Consider the following 18,070-nt stretch of genomic DNA (forward strand, 5'->3'; position numbering starts at 1 on the left):
GCGGAAGAGGGGATTTTCTTCTGGTTCGCCGATGATGGCCTCCATGTGAGCGACAGCCACTTACACATGAGGGCACCGGATACGTTGATCTACAACCCAGATGTCACCGACGTAACAGATGAAAATGTTATCTCCGGATGGTCTCTTGGCTCCCACATGCGCCCTGAATCCACCACTCAAAAAGACCGGAATTACCACAACCCCAATTATGCTTTGCAGCATAACGCCACCGATTATGAAGCAGAAAACAGCACGCCATTTCACATTTTCGAAAGTTACGGGCGTTTTCTGAAAAACAAAGAGGGCATTCCGTTTACTCAGTACCGGCTGGAAGCCCTGCGGACGGACAGCAAATCAGGGCAAGCGGAGAGCAATTGTATTCGATTAATGCCGGGCAGGATCTTCAAATTAACCCACCACCCGATTGATACCATGAATGGCCGCTGGCAGGTTGTCTCTTCTCAACATCAAGGGTACGTCCCTGCTGTTTTAGGTGATAACGGCACCGGCACCACCCTCCATTCCCAGACCCGGTTTATTCCCGGCCGCAACGACTGGCGTCCCCCCTACCGCTATAAACCGCTGGCGGACGGTGATGAAGTCGCCACGGTGGTTGGGCCCGGCACAGAAGAAATCTACGTCAATAAAGAGGGGGCGGTTCGCGTTCACTTCCACTGGAACCGCTATGATGCGCCGGACGACCAGGCTTCCTGCTGGGTACGGGTGGCACAAGGCTGGAATGGCAACGGATTTGGCTTTCTGGCGACACCGCGAGTCGGTCAGGAAGTGATTATCTCCTACCTCAACGGCGATATTGACCGCCCGATTATTACCGGATGCACCTATAACGCGCTTAACCGTCCGCCGTTGAATTTACCGGCGGAAAAAACCCGTACCACATTCAGAACCAAAACCCATAAAGGAAATGGCTTTAACGAATTGCGTTTTGAGGATGAAAACGGCAGCGAGGAAGTGTTTATTCATGCTCAACGGGATATGAATACGCAGGTTCTCCGGGATAAAACCACGCAGATAAACCATGACCAGAAAACAGACGTTGCGCATAACCGCACGGTGATAATTAAACACGATGACGACGAAGCTGTGCAGGGCTGCCAGACGCTGGCAGTTAGCAAAAATCAAACGGTGACCATTCAAGGCCAGCAAGCCATTTCAATTGGTAAAAGCCATCAATTAAACATCACCGATAACCAGCAAATTACCGTGGGTAAACATATCACGCTGAACTCTGAAAGCGGGCAAATTACGATTGGGAATGCGGGCGGGCAGATAGTCATTGACCCAATGGGGAATATCCGTATTGAAGGGGTCAGTATCACCATGTCTGACCATATCACCGGAAAGAAATCCGCCGATGCGCTGTTTGACTACTCCGCACGCTATATTCTGCGAAGCGAGCAAAGCGGTAAGCCGCTGGCGCATACTCCCTATACTATTACCACCGCTGGCGGTCAGACCCTTTCCGGTAAAACTGACACGCTGGGCAGAACTGTAACCGTACAGAGTGAGGCAGAAGAAAATCTGCAACTGAGTTCACCGGAAACCCCACCGAAACCGAAGCAAACCTTATATCAGGCCAGTGATAACACACCGGTAGAACATGTGATGGAATTTACGGAGAAATAAATATGACAGCATCCAACAGCGGCAAGATGTGCCCGGCCGTGACCTCAATTAACTGCACGATGGAAATAGGCGTCTTTCCCGCCGATGAAGATCCCTGTTATCTGGCGAGAAAAGCCGAATACGCCCTGCGTCTGCCGGCAATGATCCTTACTAAACAAGGGGCTATTCGCTTTCTTAATCAGGTCATTATGAGTGGGTTGATTAAAGTTGAGGAACTCAAACATGACTTTTTATGGCCTTATAAAGCAGAAGTGGTGTTTGCTATCCGAGAAGAAGCTGTGCCCTTACCCATGCTGGCGACCAGTCAAGACTCTAAGCAACGTTATGGTGATAACTTACCGCAATCCAGTAATCCGTTTGCCCGCCCTTCTGCCGACGATGCGGAGAAATTTGGGGTTGTTGGTATCCGCCGTCCCGATATTATTCTGGTTAAAGATGAAGCTCTCCGCTGGCCGGGCAGAAATGCCACCTACTTCGATGGCTCTGTGCACCCTGATAATCTGAAAATGTTGATTGAAGTAAAATTTCCAGGGGATGCACTCAGTAAATGGCAAGAGATTGACTACGTTCAAATTGCTACCCGCTCTCGCTTTGGTGTGATGCGTGTCGACGATAACCGCACAGAAGAGCAAAAACAGTATGATGAAGCGTGGCGAAAACATTACCAACCCGGTTCACAACACTATAAAAATCCAATCCCACTGGCACCCTTGCCGCCTGATGACGCCTTACCGCCCCCCACTCCTCCGGAAGAAGGCATACCGGGGACCATTCCGCAACCGCTGACAAAAAATCTACCACTTCTCAGCACTTCCCGCTGGTCGTTTTTACCCAGCTATGAAGACTGGGTTGTCCTTGGGCAGGAGGTGGCAGGTCTGGCCGAAAATGGGTTGAATTATGTTCGCGATAGCACCCGGGAGCGCCTTGCCCAGTTTGGAGTCTGGTTTAATGAGGCTGGCAAATGGGTGTGTAACGAGATTATTGACCCGATAACCCATCAGGTCAGCTATGCTTTTTCCTGGGTCAATGAACAGACGGGGAAAATTGTGACTTGGACAGAGAGTGAGATAAAAGCCCGGTGGCAAACCGTGCAACAGGGTTCAGATATCACCTTAGCAGAGCTTAAAGACATTAGCTGGATGCAAATATTAAAAGAGGTGGGTGAAGGCATGCTGGAAGTGGTTGTGATTGTTGCCGAAGTTGCTGTTGTTATCCTTGTCACCCTTGCCGTTGCTGCTGCACTGATTGCACTGGTGGAAATTTTAGCCGCTGCCGCCACAGTGAGCGCCGCCGCGTTAGCTGCTGTCCTGGCAATATTGGCGAGTGTCACATTCGCCACTGCCTCATAATTCACGGAGAAAATGATGGAAACTGTAGATTACTTTGCCCAACTGAGATCACAACTGACCTCTTTTCTTTTTCTTAATGCTGATGGACTGGCGGTTTCTCGCCTGGGAATTTCTATCACCCTGTTTTTTAAACAGGGCTACACGCAGGAGAAAAAGCAACGCATTCTGGCTTGCTATCGCCGCTTTCGGGAAGAATTTGGCACTCATCTGCGTTTTCATACTCATGAACTCAAGGGGCTAAAAAAATATTCACCCGAAAATATTGCTAAAGTGGAAGAGGGTATTCTTAATCAGAAAAAGAATCAGCCCTCTAGTTGGGATGTTAGTGACGCTAAAAATCTCTATGAAGCCCCTCGCTATCTGATGCATTACATAAACTCCCGGGAAATAAGCGGTGACAACAGTAGCTCCTATCTGAGTCTGGTGCTGCCCTGGGATTATCTAAAGGAACAAGAGGGCATAGCTCGCTTTATGGCCTGGCTGGACTTTCTGTGTGAACAGCTCGAACCTGACTGGGGAGATTGTGGCTACTGTCTGGTCTTACCCAGAGATTATCATGATTATTTTCCCTTAGAGTATCAATTAGCTCAGCGTTATCCCACCCTGCAAGTTAACTCCACTATTCATACAACACTAAGAGATTATGCCCATGCTATACGGAGCATGAACTGGATCACCCTGCTGTCCAAACGCTTTGTCGGACGACTGGGTGGGGAACATTGGATACGTAAGACGCTGGCTCGTTACCCGGATGTGGTGATGAGTCCTTACCCCAATGGACTGATTATCCGCGCCGGTAAATACCCAGATCTGACACCGCTGCCGGGCAGCGTCCCGGAAAGTTATTTTGCCATTAACCAACTGATACGTCCGATACGTTTTGTGCCGGGAGAAGGTGATTCCCTGCACTTTTACGGTGCAGGTCATTTTGATGATATTTCCACACAAGCCTGGTATGCCCGCTATGACCGTGGCCCTCTGCATGTCACCCCGGTAAGAAGCGGCGAACCGATGCTTGTCAGCGGATTCTGGCGAACCGATAGCCAGCCTGACAAACAGTATTTCTTTGTTCAAGGCGCGACTGCCTTTGATATTCAGGGTGCAGAGCCGGGCACAACGGTATGGCATCTGATCCGAGAAGCAGAAAATAGGAATGAATAAGGGATGAGAAGCAGTAGATAAAAAAGAGATGCTGGAAGAAGAAGACGCACTGGAGTTCCAGTTTTTCAGTGAAATCCTCGCCGGTCTGCTCGGCAACCTGCAATCCTCCCTGCCCGGCCAGCAGGTTCTGGCAAAGCTTGCCGCCAAAGAATCGGACAGCAACGGGGATGGCAACTTCTGGCGTACCATTACCGGCAGTGTTATCACCGTGCTGAATAACGACAAAGTCAAATCACCGATGCTTGAGAGCCAGTTTATTCGCGGCGTCGATAATATTCTGCTGAGCATGGGGACATTCCTGGCAACCGTCTATGCGGATCCCGGTCAGGCGATTTCTCAGGGGGCCCATTATATCCACCAGCTTCCCCAGAAAGCCATTGACCAGATAACCCAACAATTTGTCCCCGCCCTGTTATCCACATTGGGCGTGGAGATAACGAAAGATGGCAGAGTCGCACTCAGCGAACAAAGCTATCAGGAAATGCTCAAGCGGCTGGAATCGAAAACCCATCGTCACCAGCCAGATCCAGCGGTGCGGACACAAGCTATTGGCGAGCGGATCATTAACTGGAGCAAACGCCTGGAATCACTCGGCAACAAACCGGTGATAACCCTGCCTGAAGTTAAAACCACTGTGGACTCCCCGGTTCAGCTTTTTACCCTGGAAGGAGCCGGTAAGCCTTCTATTGGCTTACTGTTTGACTCCTCACTGGCCGGTACCAGTCTGTTTTTGAATGCGTTTACCCTGGCAGATGTGATCACGCAGACAGAATATGCCCGCAATAATCCGTTACAACCCGGACCTACCTATATGAGTCTGGTGCGCTTTAGCACGGCAGTGATTGGTATGAGTGCTGATTTGGCTTCTCTGGGTTCAACGCTGGCGAGTAAAGTGAACTCCCCAATAGTCAACGCGTTGATGAGCAACATAAAAGTACCCGCGGTCAATGTGGCTGTGGTCAATCAGTTCTCCCGTGTTGCCGGCAGTGTCGCCGGTTATTTAGGCGCACTGGTCTCCTTCTATGATGCCAGTAATGCCTTTAAAGTAGGTAATAACGTAGAAGGTTATAGCCAGATAGCGATAGGAACAGGGTCCATTATTCTAACCACAGTCGGATTAATCTTCCTTGCTGCTGGTTCCGTCCTCACAGCAGGAATGCTGGCATGGCTGGCTGCGGGAGTCAGTTTGCTTATCGGTGGCAGTATTGTCCAGGCCAACAGTGCCTGGTCAGATTTGGAAAAAGTACTGAATAATTGTTTCTGGGGAGCGGGAGATAAGTATGATTTTTGGGGTACAGATGCTCGACAATCAATCAGTGATCAACTTAAAAAAGCCAGAGAAATGGATAGTAACACTCAAAATCATTTTCTTATCGAAAACCAGGAATTTCTAAATCTGTTTATTCAGCCACAACTGAAAATACATCAGGGATTTGGTATCACAACCTATTGTTTTACCCTGCCAGCTTTTCAGATGGGTCTCTCAAATATCTGCGAGATCTTTGTGACTCCATTCAGAACTCCCTACTACTGGGAAGGAAAAATCGATTATGTTGAAATTAACCGCCGCAAATATATCCCTGACGACTTCCGTAGTACCAAATTCAGGGAAGCTAAAGAGCAAGCCAAATTGACCCTAAATGGCAATACAGCAACGCTGGAAGTAGTAGTCCCAGAAACAATGGGCGTTTATCCCCGCAGCAGCGAGCTGTACTGGTACTATGAACAATCAGAAAATGTCATTGCCCCTATGCGCTATCTCTGGGAAAAAGAACCCACAGCAGAAAATACCATTAAGGGCAGTTTTGACGGAGAGCGAACACTATGAAACAACGATTAAAAAACTTACTCAAAAAATGTTTTCCCACTATTCATCCACTGCCAGCCAAACGGCTGGCGCTCTGGGAAAAAGAACTTCTGGCAGCACCGCCAGATATTAAGGATGCAGAAACCATTAAACATGTAGAAATACTGGACTACCTGAATGACAAAGAATGCCATATCCACAATCCTCAACGCCGTTTCCGTAGCATCACCTTAATTCCAGTAACTCTGGGGATTATCAGTAGCTTAATATTGAACGTTAACGATTTTATTGAAACATGGCGGGCAGCGGAAAAAAATCTGCTTTGGTCTGTTAACGATGCAAAAAAAGATTATGGCGAAGAATTTTATTTGAACCCTGCTCTACCCGATTTTCTTAAAAAATATGAATATATTGCTCATGATAAAGAAATTTCACTAAGAAAATACTTGTATTGTCGCTATAACTTTTACCCCAGTAGCTCCCGGATGCTTATAATTGATATAAGTTTCCTGCTGCTCTATCTGCTGATTATTCCACCTTTTTTTATTGTATATTTTTTTGGCAGAGACAAGCACCATTAATTATCGATCGTGAACGGCAGATCTTCTACACCTGGTATAAAGGCAAAGCTTATACCGCCCGTTATCCACAATTAGGCATGTTGGAAAAAACTAATATTCTGTATCTCAAAGTCTACGGACTAGATGAAAATAATAACCTTATCGAGCGTGTCTTTATCCCCAATGTCACCAGCTACACCTTCGCCGCATTAAGCAGTGGCAATGATAAAGCGCTGGCCGTCGCCTTTATGGTGAAATTTTTATTAAACGGCAAAGAAGCGGTCAGCAAAGTGGATTATAAACGCCGTGGACCGCTTATTTGGTGGAGTAAAGATAAAAGGCCCGCTGATTTAGAGACACAAATTCCCCTTATTCTGGCAGAACTGGATCGCCTAGGTCCCCCTGATGAAGATCTCTCCGAATGAAAGCAGCATTAAAAAGTTTGCTCAAAAAATGGTTTCCCACTATTCATCCACTGCCAGCCAAACGGCTGGCCCGCTGGGAAAAAGAACTTCTGGCCGCACCTCCGGATATTAAGGATGCAGAAACCATTAAACATGTAGAAATACTGGACTACCTTGATAATAAAGAATGTCATGTTCGTAATACCCAACGCCGCGCCCGAAGTATTACCTTAATCCCGGTTACATTGGGGATTATTAGTAGTCTTATTCTAAATATTAACGGATTTATTGAAGAACGAAAAATTGATGAAAAAGCTATCCATCGGTGGGTCAATTTAGTAAAGGAGGAATACGGCAATGAATTTTATCTACGTAATGATCTATCCAATGCCATGGAAAATGCCCGTTATATTGGTAATGATAAAAAAATCTCTCTGAGAAAATACCTGTACTATCGCTATACCTTTTATCCAAGTAGTTCCCGACTTCTCAGAATTGATATAGGCTTCCTGCTGCTCTATCTACTGATTATTCCGCCTTTTGTCTGGGCTGTATTTTTTTCACACCGTCAGGCCCCATTAATTATCGATCGTGAACGACAGATTTTTTACACCTGGTATAAAGGCAAAGCCTATGCTGCCCGTTATCCACAATTAGGTATGGGGGAAAAAACTAATATTTTTTTTCTCAAAGTCTACGGCCTGGACGAAAACAATCAACTTATCGGACGTGGTTTTATCCCCAATGTCACCAGCTACACCTTCGCCGCATTAAGCAGTGGCAATGATAAAGCGCTGGCCGCCGCCTTTATGGTGAAATTCTTATTAAACGGCAAAGAAGCGGTCAGTAAAGTGGATTATAAACGCCGTGGACCGCTTATTTGGTGGAGTAAAGATAAAAGGCCCGCTGATTTAGAGACACAAATTCCCCTTATTCTGGCAGAACTGGATCGCCTTGGCCCCCCTGATGAAGATCTTTCTGAATGAAGTTTGCTGACATCAAGACCATCATTGGAAAGATATCTATGAACTAGATTTAGCTGACGCCAGAATTGATATGCTGACCATTCAGGAAAGCTCGATGTTTCAGAGCCAGTTTATTCGCAGAGTCGATAATATTTTACTGGGAATAGGACATTTCCGGCAACTGTCCGCGCTCATCCCGGGCAGGTAAACTATGTCCGGCAACTTGCTTGAGGCTGTAATTTAAACTGTCATTAAAAGTCATTATTTTAACTTATGGTTTTAATCAATATAAAATTTTCACCTTTGTTTTTACCACTTTTAATGTCTGCCTTTTATGAAGTTTTCATCATGGGTTATCGTGTTTTATGTTTAACCCGCGTTAATCATACTCACTTTTTATCTTTACTGACACTGTTTTACCCGCAGTTTTAATCAGCTTTAATAAGTTACCCCTTTTTGTTTTTTCGGATAATCACCGCCTTTTTCAGGGCTTAAATCCTGCCAAATTAACTGTTTTATCCCTCTTTTTATTACGTTATCTTTAAGGTTTTCTTCATAAAATAATAACGAGAAAACGCTTAAATACCCATTTATTCTAATAATATTTTTCTACGTGCTGATCTCTTTTCAACTCGCTATTAATGGTTTTCGATTAAATGCAATTAACTCTTTTTCTAAAAAGCCTCACTTATTGCGTTAAATCCGCCTCCATTTTTTATATAAAAACTTTACTCTCTCTGCATTCGTGCTTTTAAATGGTTATGGCAGGTTAGGTAAATACAATAACGCGCCAGTTTTAAACATTATTAAAAACCATTGTTTTAACTTAATGGTTTTAATCAGTATAAAGTTTTCACCTTTGTTTTTACCACTTTTAATGTCTGCTTTTTATGAAGTTTAATCATCATAGGCTATCGTGTTTTATGTTTAACCAGCGTCAATCATACTCACTTTTTTATCTTTACTGACACTGTTTTACCCGCAATTTTAATCAGCTTTAATAAATCCCCCTTTTTGTTTTTTCCGATAATCACCGCCTTTTTCAGGGCTTAAATCCTGCCAAATTAACTGTTTTATCCCTCTTTTTATTGCGTTATCTTTAAGGTTTTCTTCATAAAATAATAACGAGAAAACGCTTAAATACCCATTTATTCGGATAATATTTTTCTACGTGCTGATCTCTTTTCAACTCGCTATTAATGGTTGATGGTTTTCGATTAAATGCAATTAACTCTTTTTCTGAAAAGCCTCACTTATTGCGTTAAATCCTCCTCCACTTTTTATATAAAAACTTTACTCTCTCTGCATTCGTGCTTTTAAATGGTTATGGCGGGTTAGGTAAATACAATAATGGGCCAGTTTTAAACATTATTAAAAGCCATTGTTTTAACTTAATGGTTTTAATCAGCATAAAGTTTTCACCGCTGTTTTTACTACTTTTAATGTCTGCTTTTTATAAAGTTTAATCATCATGGGTTATCGTTTTTTATGTTTAACCCGCGTTAATCATACTCACTTTTTTATCTTTACTGACACTGTTTTACCCGCAGTTTTAATCAACTTTAATAAGTTACCCCTTTTTGTTTTTTCCGATAATCACCGCCTTTTTCAGGGTTTAAATCCTGCCAAATTAACTGTTTTACCCCTCTTTTTATTGCATTATCTTTAAGGTTTTCTTCATAAAATAATAACGAGAAAACGCTTAAATACCCATTTATTCGGATAATATTTTTCTACGTACTGATTTCTTTTCAACTCGCTATTAATGTTGATGATTTTTCTATTAAATGAAATTAATTCTCTTTCTGAAAAGTCGCATTTATTTAGTTAAACCTACTATTTATACAAAATCCTTAATACATCTGCATTCACTCTTTTAAATGATCATAGCAGATTAGTTAAATATAAAATAAACCGAGTATACAATCGCTGATAGATAACTGAATTAATCACCGATAAAAAGAGGCTTGCAATCTCCCAAAAATGAAAATGCAAGCAAAAAGAGAAATCAAGCAATGTTAAAGGATAAGCAATGAGTACAGCAATTCTCATTCCGAGAATTTTCTTATTTTTTAATTAAAAATTCATCTAATAAATGGCCTTCATTGAGCAGTTTTTGTAAACCTAATGGTCTTTTTCCATTTCCTGACCAGTATTTAATCTCTCCATTTTCATTAAACTGATATTTCGGTTTTCTCGTTTTTCCTTTTCCTATATTTGATTTTTTAGGTTTAAAACCAGGGAGGGTAATAGGTATGTTAATGGTATTAATATCAAAGCCCATTTCTTCAATAATTTTTAATACTTCTAAACGTTTTTGTTCTTTTCCTTCTATTTCTAATCTGGCTAATCTAGAGGATTCCCGGCTTTCGTCAACGATTATCTCTAGTTTTTTGTAAACGTCTTCCAGCCAATCAAAATCTTTTGTTTGAGCAAATTTTCTTAATGTGGTTAATCCTGTTAAATATTTTGATACTATTTCATATTCTTGTTCTTTGGTTAATTCTGTCATTTTGTTACCTTGTTAATATATTTAAAATCCGTTGTTCCTAATTTTTTCTCTTTCAATGTCAGTATATCACCGAATTTTCTACCCACTGTTAAAAATCCTTAATCATTTCTGTTGTACCTTTAATAATTAAAGTTTTTATCTGTTTCTTCGTAATAGGCTTGCCTTTTTTTCAAATTCTAAAACCACACTGATTTTGTCTCAAGGTAATAGCCTCACGAATAAATCCAAAATCAATAGCAGTATCGATTTTACGAACCAGATGATTGTGAGTAACAAGATTTTCAAACGATCCCTTTTCAAAAAGAAAAGTTTTTAGCGGGGTATCCTTAACATAGCAGCAAGCTCCGTTTGGTGAACGGAACTTGGTTAACACAAAGTGCCGGATAAATAACCCACACTTCGTCAGTTATCATTGAGCACCAATAGCGCTCAATGATAACTAAGCAATCAAACCTGATACATTTTGCATAAATAGCAGGAAACAGCATCATCTGCATTTGAACCTATCACATCCATATCCGGTAAGATATCTTTCAGGCGTTGGTGAGCATCCTGCATAATACAGCCCTTACCAGCCATCGTCAGCATTTCCAGATCGTTCATTCCATCCCCAAAAGCAATGCAATCACTGAGTTTATAACCCATAGATTTAGCTACTTGTTCAAGGGCATGGCCTTTGGAAACGCCACCAGCCATAACTTCCAGACAATTACGTAACGAGAAACTGACATTCACTCTGTCGCCCCAACGGGCGTTGATTGACTCCTCCAATGTGAGCAATAGATCATGATCTTCACAGGTAAAGTAAACCTTACATACACCATCCGTCTTAAAATCATCGCGCTTAAAAAGCTGATAATGAAATACTGACTCTTGGAAAAATTCTTCCTGCTCAGGGCTTTCTCGATTCATATACCAATCATCATGACGGTAATAATTGGTCAGAATATCCGGGTTATCAAACTCCATCAGACACAAGTCATGCACAATATCAGGATCAACATTGTGGCTGAAAACCAGTTCACCCGCCGTATTATGTACCCTGGCTCCATTGGAGGTGATCATATAGGCATCAATACCAAGCCCGTCACGGATTTGGGAAACATCCACATGATGACGGCCAGTAGCAAAAATAAAATGAATGCCTTTGTTTGTGAGTAAATTAAGAGTTTCCTTGGTGTAAGACGTTAATTTGTGATCAGGAGACAGCAAAGTACCGTCTAAATCTGAAGCAACAATGTGATACATAGTTGTAGTTCCTATAATTGAATCAATTTTGGTCAAAAAAGTCACAAATAGCGTTGAGTGCCTGGCTACGTAATTTATCTTTTTCAAATAGGATTTCATGATGTGCCCCCTGAATAATCAAAGGTGACTGCTCTTCAATGAAAGTCCTCTCTTTCCGATGTGATTCACAAAAAGCCCGTAATTGCTGATTATTAACTACTTTATCTTCACTGGCTTTTAAGACCATCAGTGGCGTCTCAATTTTTCCTGCTTTTTCTATCAATATATCGCCAATCCGCATGCTTTCCCGCATCCAATGATATGTCGGACCGCCTATGCGTAATTCCGGGTAATCTACGTAATAACGAAGATAGCGGCTATAACGTTCATAACTGTGTGTCAGAAGATTGATCAAATAAGGCAACGGACGCCATTTTCCAGTCAGTATTGCGTAGTTATTTCGTCTATCCAGTCGCTTTTCTGCCCGATTCACCAGCAAAGCAGCCAACCAGTGTGGCATTGGTAAGTTAATACCAAACATAGGAGCACAAAGGGCCGCTGCATCAAAAATCTGACTGTGACGTAATAAGAATCCCCCTAATATTGCCGCGCCCATTGAATGAGCCAACGCATAACAGTGAGAATAATAACGAGGGAGAATTTCTCTTTCTATAAACGTTTCAACGTCATCAATATAGTCATCAAATTTTTCTACATGCCCTCTTTGTGGATCTTCAAGCATCCTGCCGGATCGCCCCTGTCCACGATGGTCAATGATAAAAACGTCGTAGCCAAGGTGATAAAAGTCAAATGCCACCTCCGGGTATTTGACATAACTTTCACTACGGCCAGGCAAGATAACAACTGCTCTATGATTCTTAGTTGTTGCACAAAAACGGACATAGCGTATCAGCACATTTTCGACACCGATAAACTCATGTTCTTCCCTGCCTTGCCAGAAATCTAACAGAGGCCCGTTAGCAAAAGCAGAAAACTGTATCTCACGATTAAGCCAGCTCTCTTTCAACATTTCGGGCTTCATAAATCATCTCCAAGCTATTCACACTCCTCCAGATGTTTACAGATCAAAGCCATAAAAACGCTACCAAAACGTTCTAGTTTCCGTTGTCCTACCCCGTTGATTAATAACATTTCATCAGCAGTAACCGGGCATTGTTCTGACATTTCAATCAGTGTGACATCGTTAAATACAACAAAAGGCGGGATATTATCTTCGTCAGCAATAGATTTCCGTAATTTACGCAACTTGGCAAATAATTTGCGATCATAATTGCCACTATATGATTTACTTTGCTGACTACGCCCTTTCAGGCTCTGTATCCGTGGAACAGCCAGTTTCAGCGGAACTTCACCACGCAATACTGGCCGTGCAGCTTCTGTTAATTGTAATGCTGAATAATTGGCAATGTTTTGACTGATAAAACCTAGGTGAATAAGCTGCCTCAATACGCTGACCCAGTGCTCCTGGCTTTGATCTTTACCGATGCCGTAAACCGGCAAACGATCATGCCTTATATCGCGGATACGCTGATTATTCGCGCCTCTGAGCACTTCAACAATATAACCGATACCAAAACGCTGACCAACCCGGTAAACACAAGAGAGCGCTTTTTGTGCATCCACCAAGCCATCATAATTTTTCGGTGGATCAAGACAGATGTCACAATTGCCGCAAGCAGTTTGTTGGCTTTCACCAAAATAGTTTAATAACACCAGACGGCGGCAAGTTTGCGCTTCGGCAAAGGCTCCCATCGCATTAAGCTTATGTCGTTCAATATCCTGCTGTGTGTCAGCCGTTTTCTCTTCCAGACAACGGCGAAGCCATACCATATCAGCCGGATCATAGAACAACACCGCTTCCGCAGGTAAACCATCACGCCCGGCACGCCCTGTTTCCTGATAATAGGATTCGATATTACGTGGAATATTAAAATGAACCACGAACCGAACATTGGGTTTATTAATACCCATGCCAAATGCCACTGTCGCTACCACAACCTGCAAATCATCACGTTGAAATGCATCCTGTACCCGCGCGCGTTGGCTATTATCCAACCCAGCATGGTATGGCGCAACACTCAAGCCACGTTTTTGTAAACGTTCTGATATCTCTTCAACTTTATTGCGGCTGTTGCAGTAAACGATGCCGCTTTTGCCTTTTTGACCACGGATAAATAGCCATAATTGATCTAATGGCTTGTATTTCTCTATCAAGGTATAACGAATATTCGGACGATCAAAACTGCTGATATGAATAAGCGGATCATTAAGATTCAGCAGCCGGGCAATATCATTGCGGGTAGTTTCATCCGCAGTCGCCGTCAACGCAATGACAGGTAATGTTGGAAAGCGTTGCCTGAGCTGTCCCAACGCCCGGTATTCAGGCCGGAAATCATGGCCCCATTGCGAAATACAATGGGCTTCATCCACAGCCAACATAGCCGGTTGCCATTCCAAAAGCTGTTCAAGGAAGCTATCCATCATCAAGCGTTCAGGAGCGATATACAGCAATTTGATCACGCCCTGACGGCAACGCCGGATCACGTCAATCTGTTGTTCACGCGCCTGAGTTGAATTCAGGCAATCAGCCGCGACACCATTCGCCCGCAGTTGATCCACCTGATCTTTCATTAAAGAGATCAATGGAGAAACGACCAGGGTTAATCCTTCCTGCACCAGCGCCGGGATTTGGTAACACAATGATTTGCCACCGCCCGTCGGCATAATGACCAGACAATCACGCCCCTCAAGAATGGTATTGATGACTTGTTGCTGACCAGGCCGGAATTGCAGATAACCAAAGGTTTTCCGCAATACTTGCTCTGCCAGTGATATCGTATTGATGACTTCTGCGGTAGACACGCTTTTCCTCAACCATTAAAAAATCACAGACGCTTAAGCATCTGCGCATTATGTTATCTTACTCTCGCAGTAATTACTTCAACAACAAGCCCGCGACATAATAAACACCGTTGTCATTTATAAAGCACCAAAAAGGCAACACAGGTTATTTTACACACGAACTTTAATTTTGCGCAGATTGTTTCTCGAGACGCCTCGCAAACTGGCAAGATGGGCAATAAAAGCATAACATTAACAATTCATTAACTATGTAAGGTAATATTAATAACACGCACCTTTATTTGGGAATAAATTAAATGTCTACAACGCAAATGACCCTGGAAGAAGCCCGCCAGCTAATCGGTAATTTTTTTATTTACCATATGCCTTTTAACCAGATATTAGGACTTGAACTGCTCCGGTTTGAACAGGATTACGCAGAAATACAGTTCCGTAATCAAAATAAGCTGGTAGGGAATACCGCACAGAAGATTTTACATGGCGGCGTGATTGCATCAGTGCTGGATGTCTGTACCGGATTGGTCTGTGTCGGTAATGCCTTAGCCCGTATAACACCTATTTCACGAGAAGAATTAGAAAAGCGGTTATCAACAATGGGAACGATTGATTTGCGGGTGGATTATCTACGCCCCGGTCGTGGTGAAGTGTTTACCGCCACCAGCAGTATTATCCGCAATGGGAATAAAGTTTCTGTCGCCAGAGCTGAACTGCATAATGAGCAGAGGGCACATATTGCCAGTGTAACGGCGACTTATCTGGTCGGTTAGCAAAAACCGCCCCCCGTCCAGTGTGAAGCCGTCACAAAAGACGGGGAGCAGTCCTATATTAATCCCTTGCGTAATATTCAGCCCGGTGACATATTATTTTTAAGTTAACGAGCTAGAAACCTATTACACCTTTTCCACTTTATTAACATTAGGATAACATGAATAAGCAACAAACCACCAAAGGCGTTCTGTACGCCTTCGGCGCCTGTTTTATCTGGGGAATTGCCCCCGTTTATTTTAAGTATATTCAGCAAGTACCTGCCGACGAAATCCTGACACATCGTATTATTTGGTCATTTTTCTTTATGTTACTGCTGCTAACAGTAACCCGTCACTGGTCACAGGTATCCCATGTTTTTCGTCAACCTAGAAAAGTACTGTTATTGGCCGTGACAGCGACCATTGTTGCCTGTAACTGGCTGATTTATATCTGGGCAGTGAACCACGGTCATATGCTGGAAGCCAGCCTGGGTTACTTCATTAGCCCACTGGTTAACGTTTTGTTTGGTATGCTGTTTCTGAGTGAACGTTTCCGCCGGATGCAATGGGCTGCTGTTGCGCTGGCCTTCACTGGCGTGTTAATCCAGCTATGGCAATTTGGCTCTGTACCTGTTATTGGATTAAGTCTGGCTGTCACTTTCGCTCTGTATGCCCTGCTTCGTAAGAAGATGAATGTTGATGCTCAAACGGGTATGACGATTGAAACATTATGGTTACTGCCTGTTGCAGCTATTTACTTGTTTGGTTTTGCCAACACCCCAACCAGCGATTTAAGTGCCAACTCAATGGCACTGAATTTACTGCTGATTTCCGCAGGCATTATCACCACGGTTCCATTACTGCTATACACTGAAGCAGCTGCCCATCTGCGTCTATCTACGCTGGGTTTCTTCCAGTATGTCGGCCCAACGTTGATGTTCCTGCTAGCAACCTTGGTTTATGGTGAACAAATAGGCATCGACCGTTTGATTACTTTCGGCTTTATCTGGGCTGCATTAGTGCTGTTTACACTGGATGCGCTTTATACACAACGCAGGTTGAAAAAATAATAGAGCTAAGTTTACTACATGGAAATCACCATCAGACTGGCAAGAATCACAGAACAAGCCGCCCTTGAAGCACTCCAGTTACGTGCATCTCTCATGTGGGAAGAAGATCGAGAATTATTATTAGCCAACCCCCACATGATAGAACTCCCTATAGAACATATTGCCGCGGAATATGTTTATGTTGTAGAACAAGCCGGCGTCATTTTGGGGTTCAGTGTTGTATTGCCACGATCTGATGGAGATGCAGAACTTGATGGATTATTTGTTGAACCCACTGTCTGGCATCAAGGTGTTGGCAGACAGTTAGTAAAAATAGCACTGAATAACGTGCATACAGAAGGAGGAATATCATTGCGGGTGCTGGCTAATCCTCAAGCCGCAGGGTTTTATATTGCTCTTGGCTTTGAACGCCTAGGGGAAGAAAACACGCAATTGGGCACAGCGATTCTTATGATTAAGTACATATGATAAAATGATTAAAATAACAACAGGATTTACGACGAGCAAGGAATGTATTTCTTGTCATTCGAACATATCATGAACATTCATTTTTGTTACTAATTTCTGATTATCTATACCGGATCGATGGCAGGTCGGCCATTATTATGGCAATACAAAGGAACAACTAATTCGCGGATAAATTCGAAATCAATGGCGGCAAGCTCCGTTTGGTAAACAGAACTTGATTAAAACAAAATGCCGGATAAAAAACCAGCATTTTGTCAGTAATCTGTAATACATTACAACCAATTCTTCCGCTTAAAGTAAAGATACGGCGCAAGACCCGCCGCGATCATTAGCCCGATCGCGCCCGGATAACCAAATGGCCAATGCAGCTCCGGCATAAAGTCAAAGTTCATACCATAACTGGAAGCCACCAGCGTTGGCGGCAGGAATATCACAGAGACCACCGAGAAGATTTTGATAATCCTGCTCTGTTCGATATTGATAAAGCCCATTGCTGCCTGCATCAGGAAGTTAACTTTCTGGAACAGGGATTCATTGTGTGGCAACAGGGATTCGATATCCCGCAGAATTTCACGGGCCTGCTCGAGCTGATCGCCCGGCAGACGGGCACGCCGCACCAGAAAGTTGAGCGCTCGCTGAGTATCCATAAGACACAAACGCACCTTCCAGCCGATATCTTCCTGTTCAGCAAGGCTGGATAGGGCTATATCAAATTCATCCCCCTGTTTCCCTTCCATAATGACCCGACTCAGGGATTCCAGAACACTGTAAATATTTTCGATAACATCAGCCAACTGTTCGATTTTGGTTTCAAACAGATCCATCAGTACTTCATAGGCATTACCATCAACCAATGTCTGGTTACGGGCACGCATACGGTACAATCGGAATGCAGGGAGTTCACGCTCTCGCAATGTATAGAGACGACCATCACGAATAGTAAATGCAACGGTTGCGTTGCCAGCATGGTCTTCCGCATCTTCAAAGTAGAAGAACGAGTGAACGTGTATCCCGTCTTCATCTTCAAAAAAACGCGCCGACGCCTCAATGTCATCCAGTTCCGGTCGGGTCGCCAGAATTTGGCCTAGTTCATTTTGAACTTGAAGCCGATCTTGCTCTTCCGGTTCAACCAAATCTACCCACAAGGAATCAGATAACTTTTCTCCCTCTCCAAACTCAAGACGGAGCAGGCGATTATTCTCTAACTTAAATGCAATCAGCATGTATCATAAGTCTCCTTTACTCCCTACGTGATCGTAAGGCGCGAATGT

Annotated in this window: 15 protein-coding genes; 10 read left to right on the forward strand and 5 right to left on the reverse strand. The window is 43.4% G+C overall.

The features are described 5' to 3' along the window. The 7 genes from tssI to ACGF7G_RS10070 all read left to right on the forward strand — a co-directional run. Positions 1-1,647: type VI secretion system tip protein TssI/VgrG (gene tssI / locus ACGF7G_RS10040; protein ID WP_387465145.1), on the forward strand; the 1,647-nt coding region annotated here is incomplete at its 5' end. 2 nt (positions 1,648-1,649) lie between these two features. Next, entirely contained in the window at positions 1,650-2,996 is a 1,347-nt protein-coding gene (locus ACGF7G_RS10045) for a VRR-NUC domain-containing protein (protein WP_387465146.1), read from the forward strand. Positions 2,997-3,011: 15 nt separating this feature from the next. Beyond that, positions 3,012-4,157 (forward strand): DUF3396 domain-containing protein, encoded by a 1,146-nt coding sequence (locus ACGF7G_RS10050; protein WP_387465147.1) that lies wholly within the window; start codon positions 3,012-3,014, stop codon positions 4,155-4,157. 28 nt (positions 4,158-4,185) lie between these two features. Beyond that, entirely contained in the window at positions 4,186-5,985 is a 1,800-nt protein-coding gene (locus ACGF7G_RS10055; protein WP_133813886.1) for a hypothetical protein, read from the forward strand. After that, positions 5,982-6,545, forward strand: coding sequence for a hypothetical protein (locus ACGF7G_RS10060; RefSeq protein ID WP_387465149.1), 564 nt, complete (start codon positions 5,982-5,984; stop codon positions 6,543-6,545). Before ACGF7G_RS10055 ends, ACGF7G_RS10060 begins: the two co-directional genes overlap by 4 nt. 77 nt (positions 6,546-6,622) lie before the next feature. Continuing rightward, on the forward strand, positions 6,623-6,949 hold the full coding sequence (locus tag ACGF7G_RS10065) for a hypothetical protein (protein ID WP_387465151.1): 327 nt from the start codon (positions 6,623-6,625) through the stop codon (positions 6,947-6,949). After that, complete coding sequence (locus ACGF7G_RS10070; RefSeq protein WP_387465153.1) at positions 6,946-7,914, forward strand: hypothetical protein; 969 nt, start codon at positions 6,946-6,948, stop codon at positions 7,912-7,914. The genes ACGF7G_RS10065 and ACGF7G_RS10070 overlap by 4 nt, the downstream gene beginning before the upstream one ends. A gap of 2,044 nt (positions 7,915-9,958) precedes the next feature. Here the strand turns inward: ACGF7G_RS10070 and ACGF7G_RS10075 are convergent. From ACGF7G_RS10075 to recQ, 4 genes are all read right to left on the reverse strand, one after another. Then, on the reverse strand, positions 9,959-10,405 hold the full coding sequence (locus ACGF7G_RS10075) for an H-NS family nucleoid-associated regulatory protein (protein ID WP_387465155.1): 447 nt from the start codon (positions 10,403-10,405) through the stop codon (positions 9,959-9,961). A gap of 447 nt (positions 10,406-10,852) precedes the next feature. Further along, complete coding sequence (gene yigL, locus ACGF7G_RS10080) at positions 10,853-11,653, reverse strand: sugar/pyridoxal phosphate phosphatase YigL (protein ID WP_387465157.1); 801 nt, start codon at positions 11,651-11,653, stop codon at positions 10,853-10,855. A gap of 22 nt (positions 11,654-11,675) precedes the next feature. Beyond that, entirely contained in the window at positions 11,676-12,674 is a 999-nt protein-coding gene (gene pldB, locus ACGF7G_RS10085) for a lysophospholipase L2 (RefSeq protein ID WP_387465159.1), read from the reverse strand. Between the two features lie 14 nt (positions 12,675-12,688). Further along, entirely contained in the window at positions 12,689-14,515 is a 1,827-nt protein-coding gene (gene recQ / locus ACGF7G_RS10090) for an ATP-dependent DNA helicase RecQ (RefSeq protein WP_387465160.1), read from the reverse strand. A 296-nt stretch (positions 14,516-14,811) separates the two neighbouring features. Here recQ and ACGF7G_RS10095 point away from each other — a divergent pair, with 296 nt between their 5' ends. The 3 genes from ACGF7G_RS10095 (at position 14,812) to ACGF7G_RS10105 (ending at position 16,799) form a co-directional block, all read left to right on the forward strand. After that, the gene (locus tag ACGF7G_RS10095; RefSeq protein ID WP_133813894.1) at positions 14,812-15,282 is read left to right on the forward strand and encodes a thioesterase family protein; all 471 of its coding nucleotides are present in this window, start codon (positions 14,812-14,814) and stop codon (positions 15,280-15,282) included. Positions 15,283-15,440: 158 nt separating this feature from the next. After that, positions 15,441-16,331 carry an EamA family transporter RarD gene (gene rarD / locus ACGF7G_RS10100; RefSeq protein WP_387465162.1) on the forward strand — a complete coding sequence of 297 codons (891 nt, stop codon included), beginning with the start codon at positions 15,441-15,443 and terminating at the stop codon, positions 16,329-16,331. Between the two features lie 18 nt (positions 16,332-16,349). Then, positions 16,350-16,799, forward strand: a complete 450-nt coding sequence (locus tag ACGF7G_RS10105) for a GNAT family N-acetyltransferase (RefSeq protein ID WP_387465164.1) — start codon at positions 16,350-16,352, stop codon at positions 16,797-16,799. Positions 16,800-17,071: 272 nt separating this feature from the next. Here ACGF7G_RS10105 and corA read toward each other — a convergent pair whose 3' ends face one another. Continuing rightward, complete coding sequence (gene corA, locus ACGF7G_RS10110) at positions 17,072-18,022, reverse strand: magnesium/cobalt transporter CorA (protein ID WP_166295658.1); 951 nt, start codon at positions 18,020-18,022, stop codon at positions 17,072-17,074. Positions 18,023-18,070 lie beyond the last annotated feature (48 nt).

Source organism: Photorhabdus sp. RM323S (assembly GCF_042879375.1).
In the GTDB taxonomy this organism is placed as follows: Bacteria; Pseudomonadota; Gammaproteobacteria; order Enterobacterales; family Enterobacteriaceae; genus Photorhabdus; species Photorhabdus tasmaniensis.

Excerpts from the sequence above, each read along its gene's own strand:
- ACGF7G_RS10045 (WP_387465146.1), top strand. The coding sequence starts at position 1,650 with ATGACAGCATCCAACAGCGGCAAGATGTGCCCGGCCGTGACCTCAATT.
- corA (WP_166295658.1), bottom strand. The coding sequence starts at position 18,022 with ATGCTGATTGCATTTAAGTTAGAGAATAATCGCCTGCTCCGTCTTGAG.
- ACGF7G_RS10075 (WP_387465155.1), bottom strand. The coding sequence starts at position 10,405 with ATGACAGAATTAACCAAAGAACAAGAATATGAAATAGTATCAAAATAT.
- ACGF7G_RS10050 (WP_387465147.1), top strand. The coding sequence starts at position 3,012 with ATGGAAACTGTAGATTACTTTGCCCAACTGAGATCACAACTGACCTCT.
- ACGF7G_RS10065 (WP_387465151.1), top strand. The coding sequence starts at position 6,623 with ATGTTGGAAAAAACTAATATTCTGTATCTCAAAGTCTACGGACTAGAT.
- ACGF7G_RS10060 (WP_387465149.1), top strand. The coding sequence starts at position 5,982 with ATGAAACAACGATTAAAAAACTTACTCAAAAAATGTTTTCCCACTATT.
- yigL (WP_387465157.1), bottom strand. The coding sequence starts at position 11,653 with ATGTATCACATTGTTGCTTCAGATTTAGACGGTACTTTGCTGTCTCCT.
- ACGF7G_RS10105 (WP_387465164.1), top strand. The coding sequence starts at position 16,350 with ATGGAAATCACCATCAGACTGGCAAGAATCACAGAACAAGCCGCCCTT.
- ACGF7G_RS10055 (WP_133813886.1), top strand. The coding sequence starts at position 4,186 with ATGCTGGAAGAAGAAGACGCACTGGAGTTCCAGTTTTTCAGTGAAATC.
- pldB (WP_387465159.1), bottom strand. The coding sequence starts at position 12,674 with ATGAAGCCCGAAATGTTGAAAGAGAGCTGGCTTAATCGTGAGATACAG.
- ACGF7G_RS10070 (WP_387465153.1), top strand. The coding sequence starts at position 6,946 with ATGAAAGCAGCATTAAAAAGTTTGCTCAAAAAATGGTTTCCCACTATT.
- rarD (WP_387465162.1), top strand. The coding sequence starts at position 15,441 with ATGAATAAGCAACAAACCACCAAAGGCGTTCTGTACGCCTTCGGCGCC.
- ACGF7G_RS10095 (WP_133813894.1), top strand. The coding sequence starts at position 14,812 with ATGTCTACAACGCAAATGACCCTGGAAGAAGCCCGCCAGCTAATCGGT.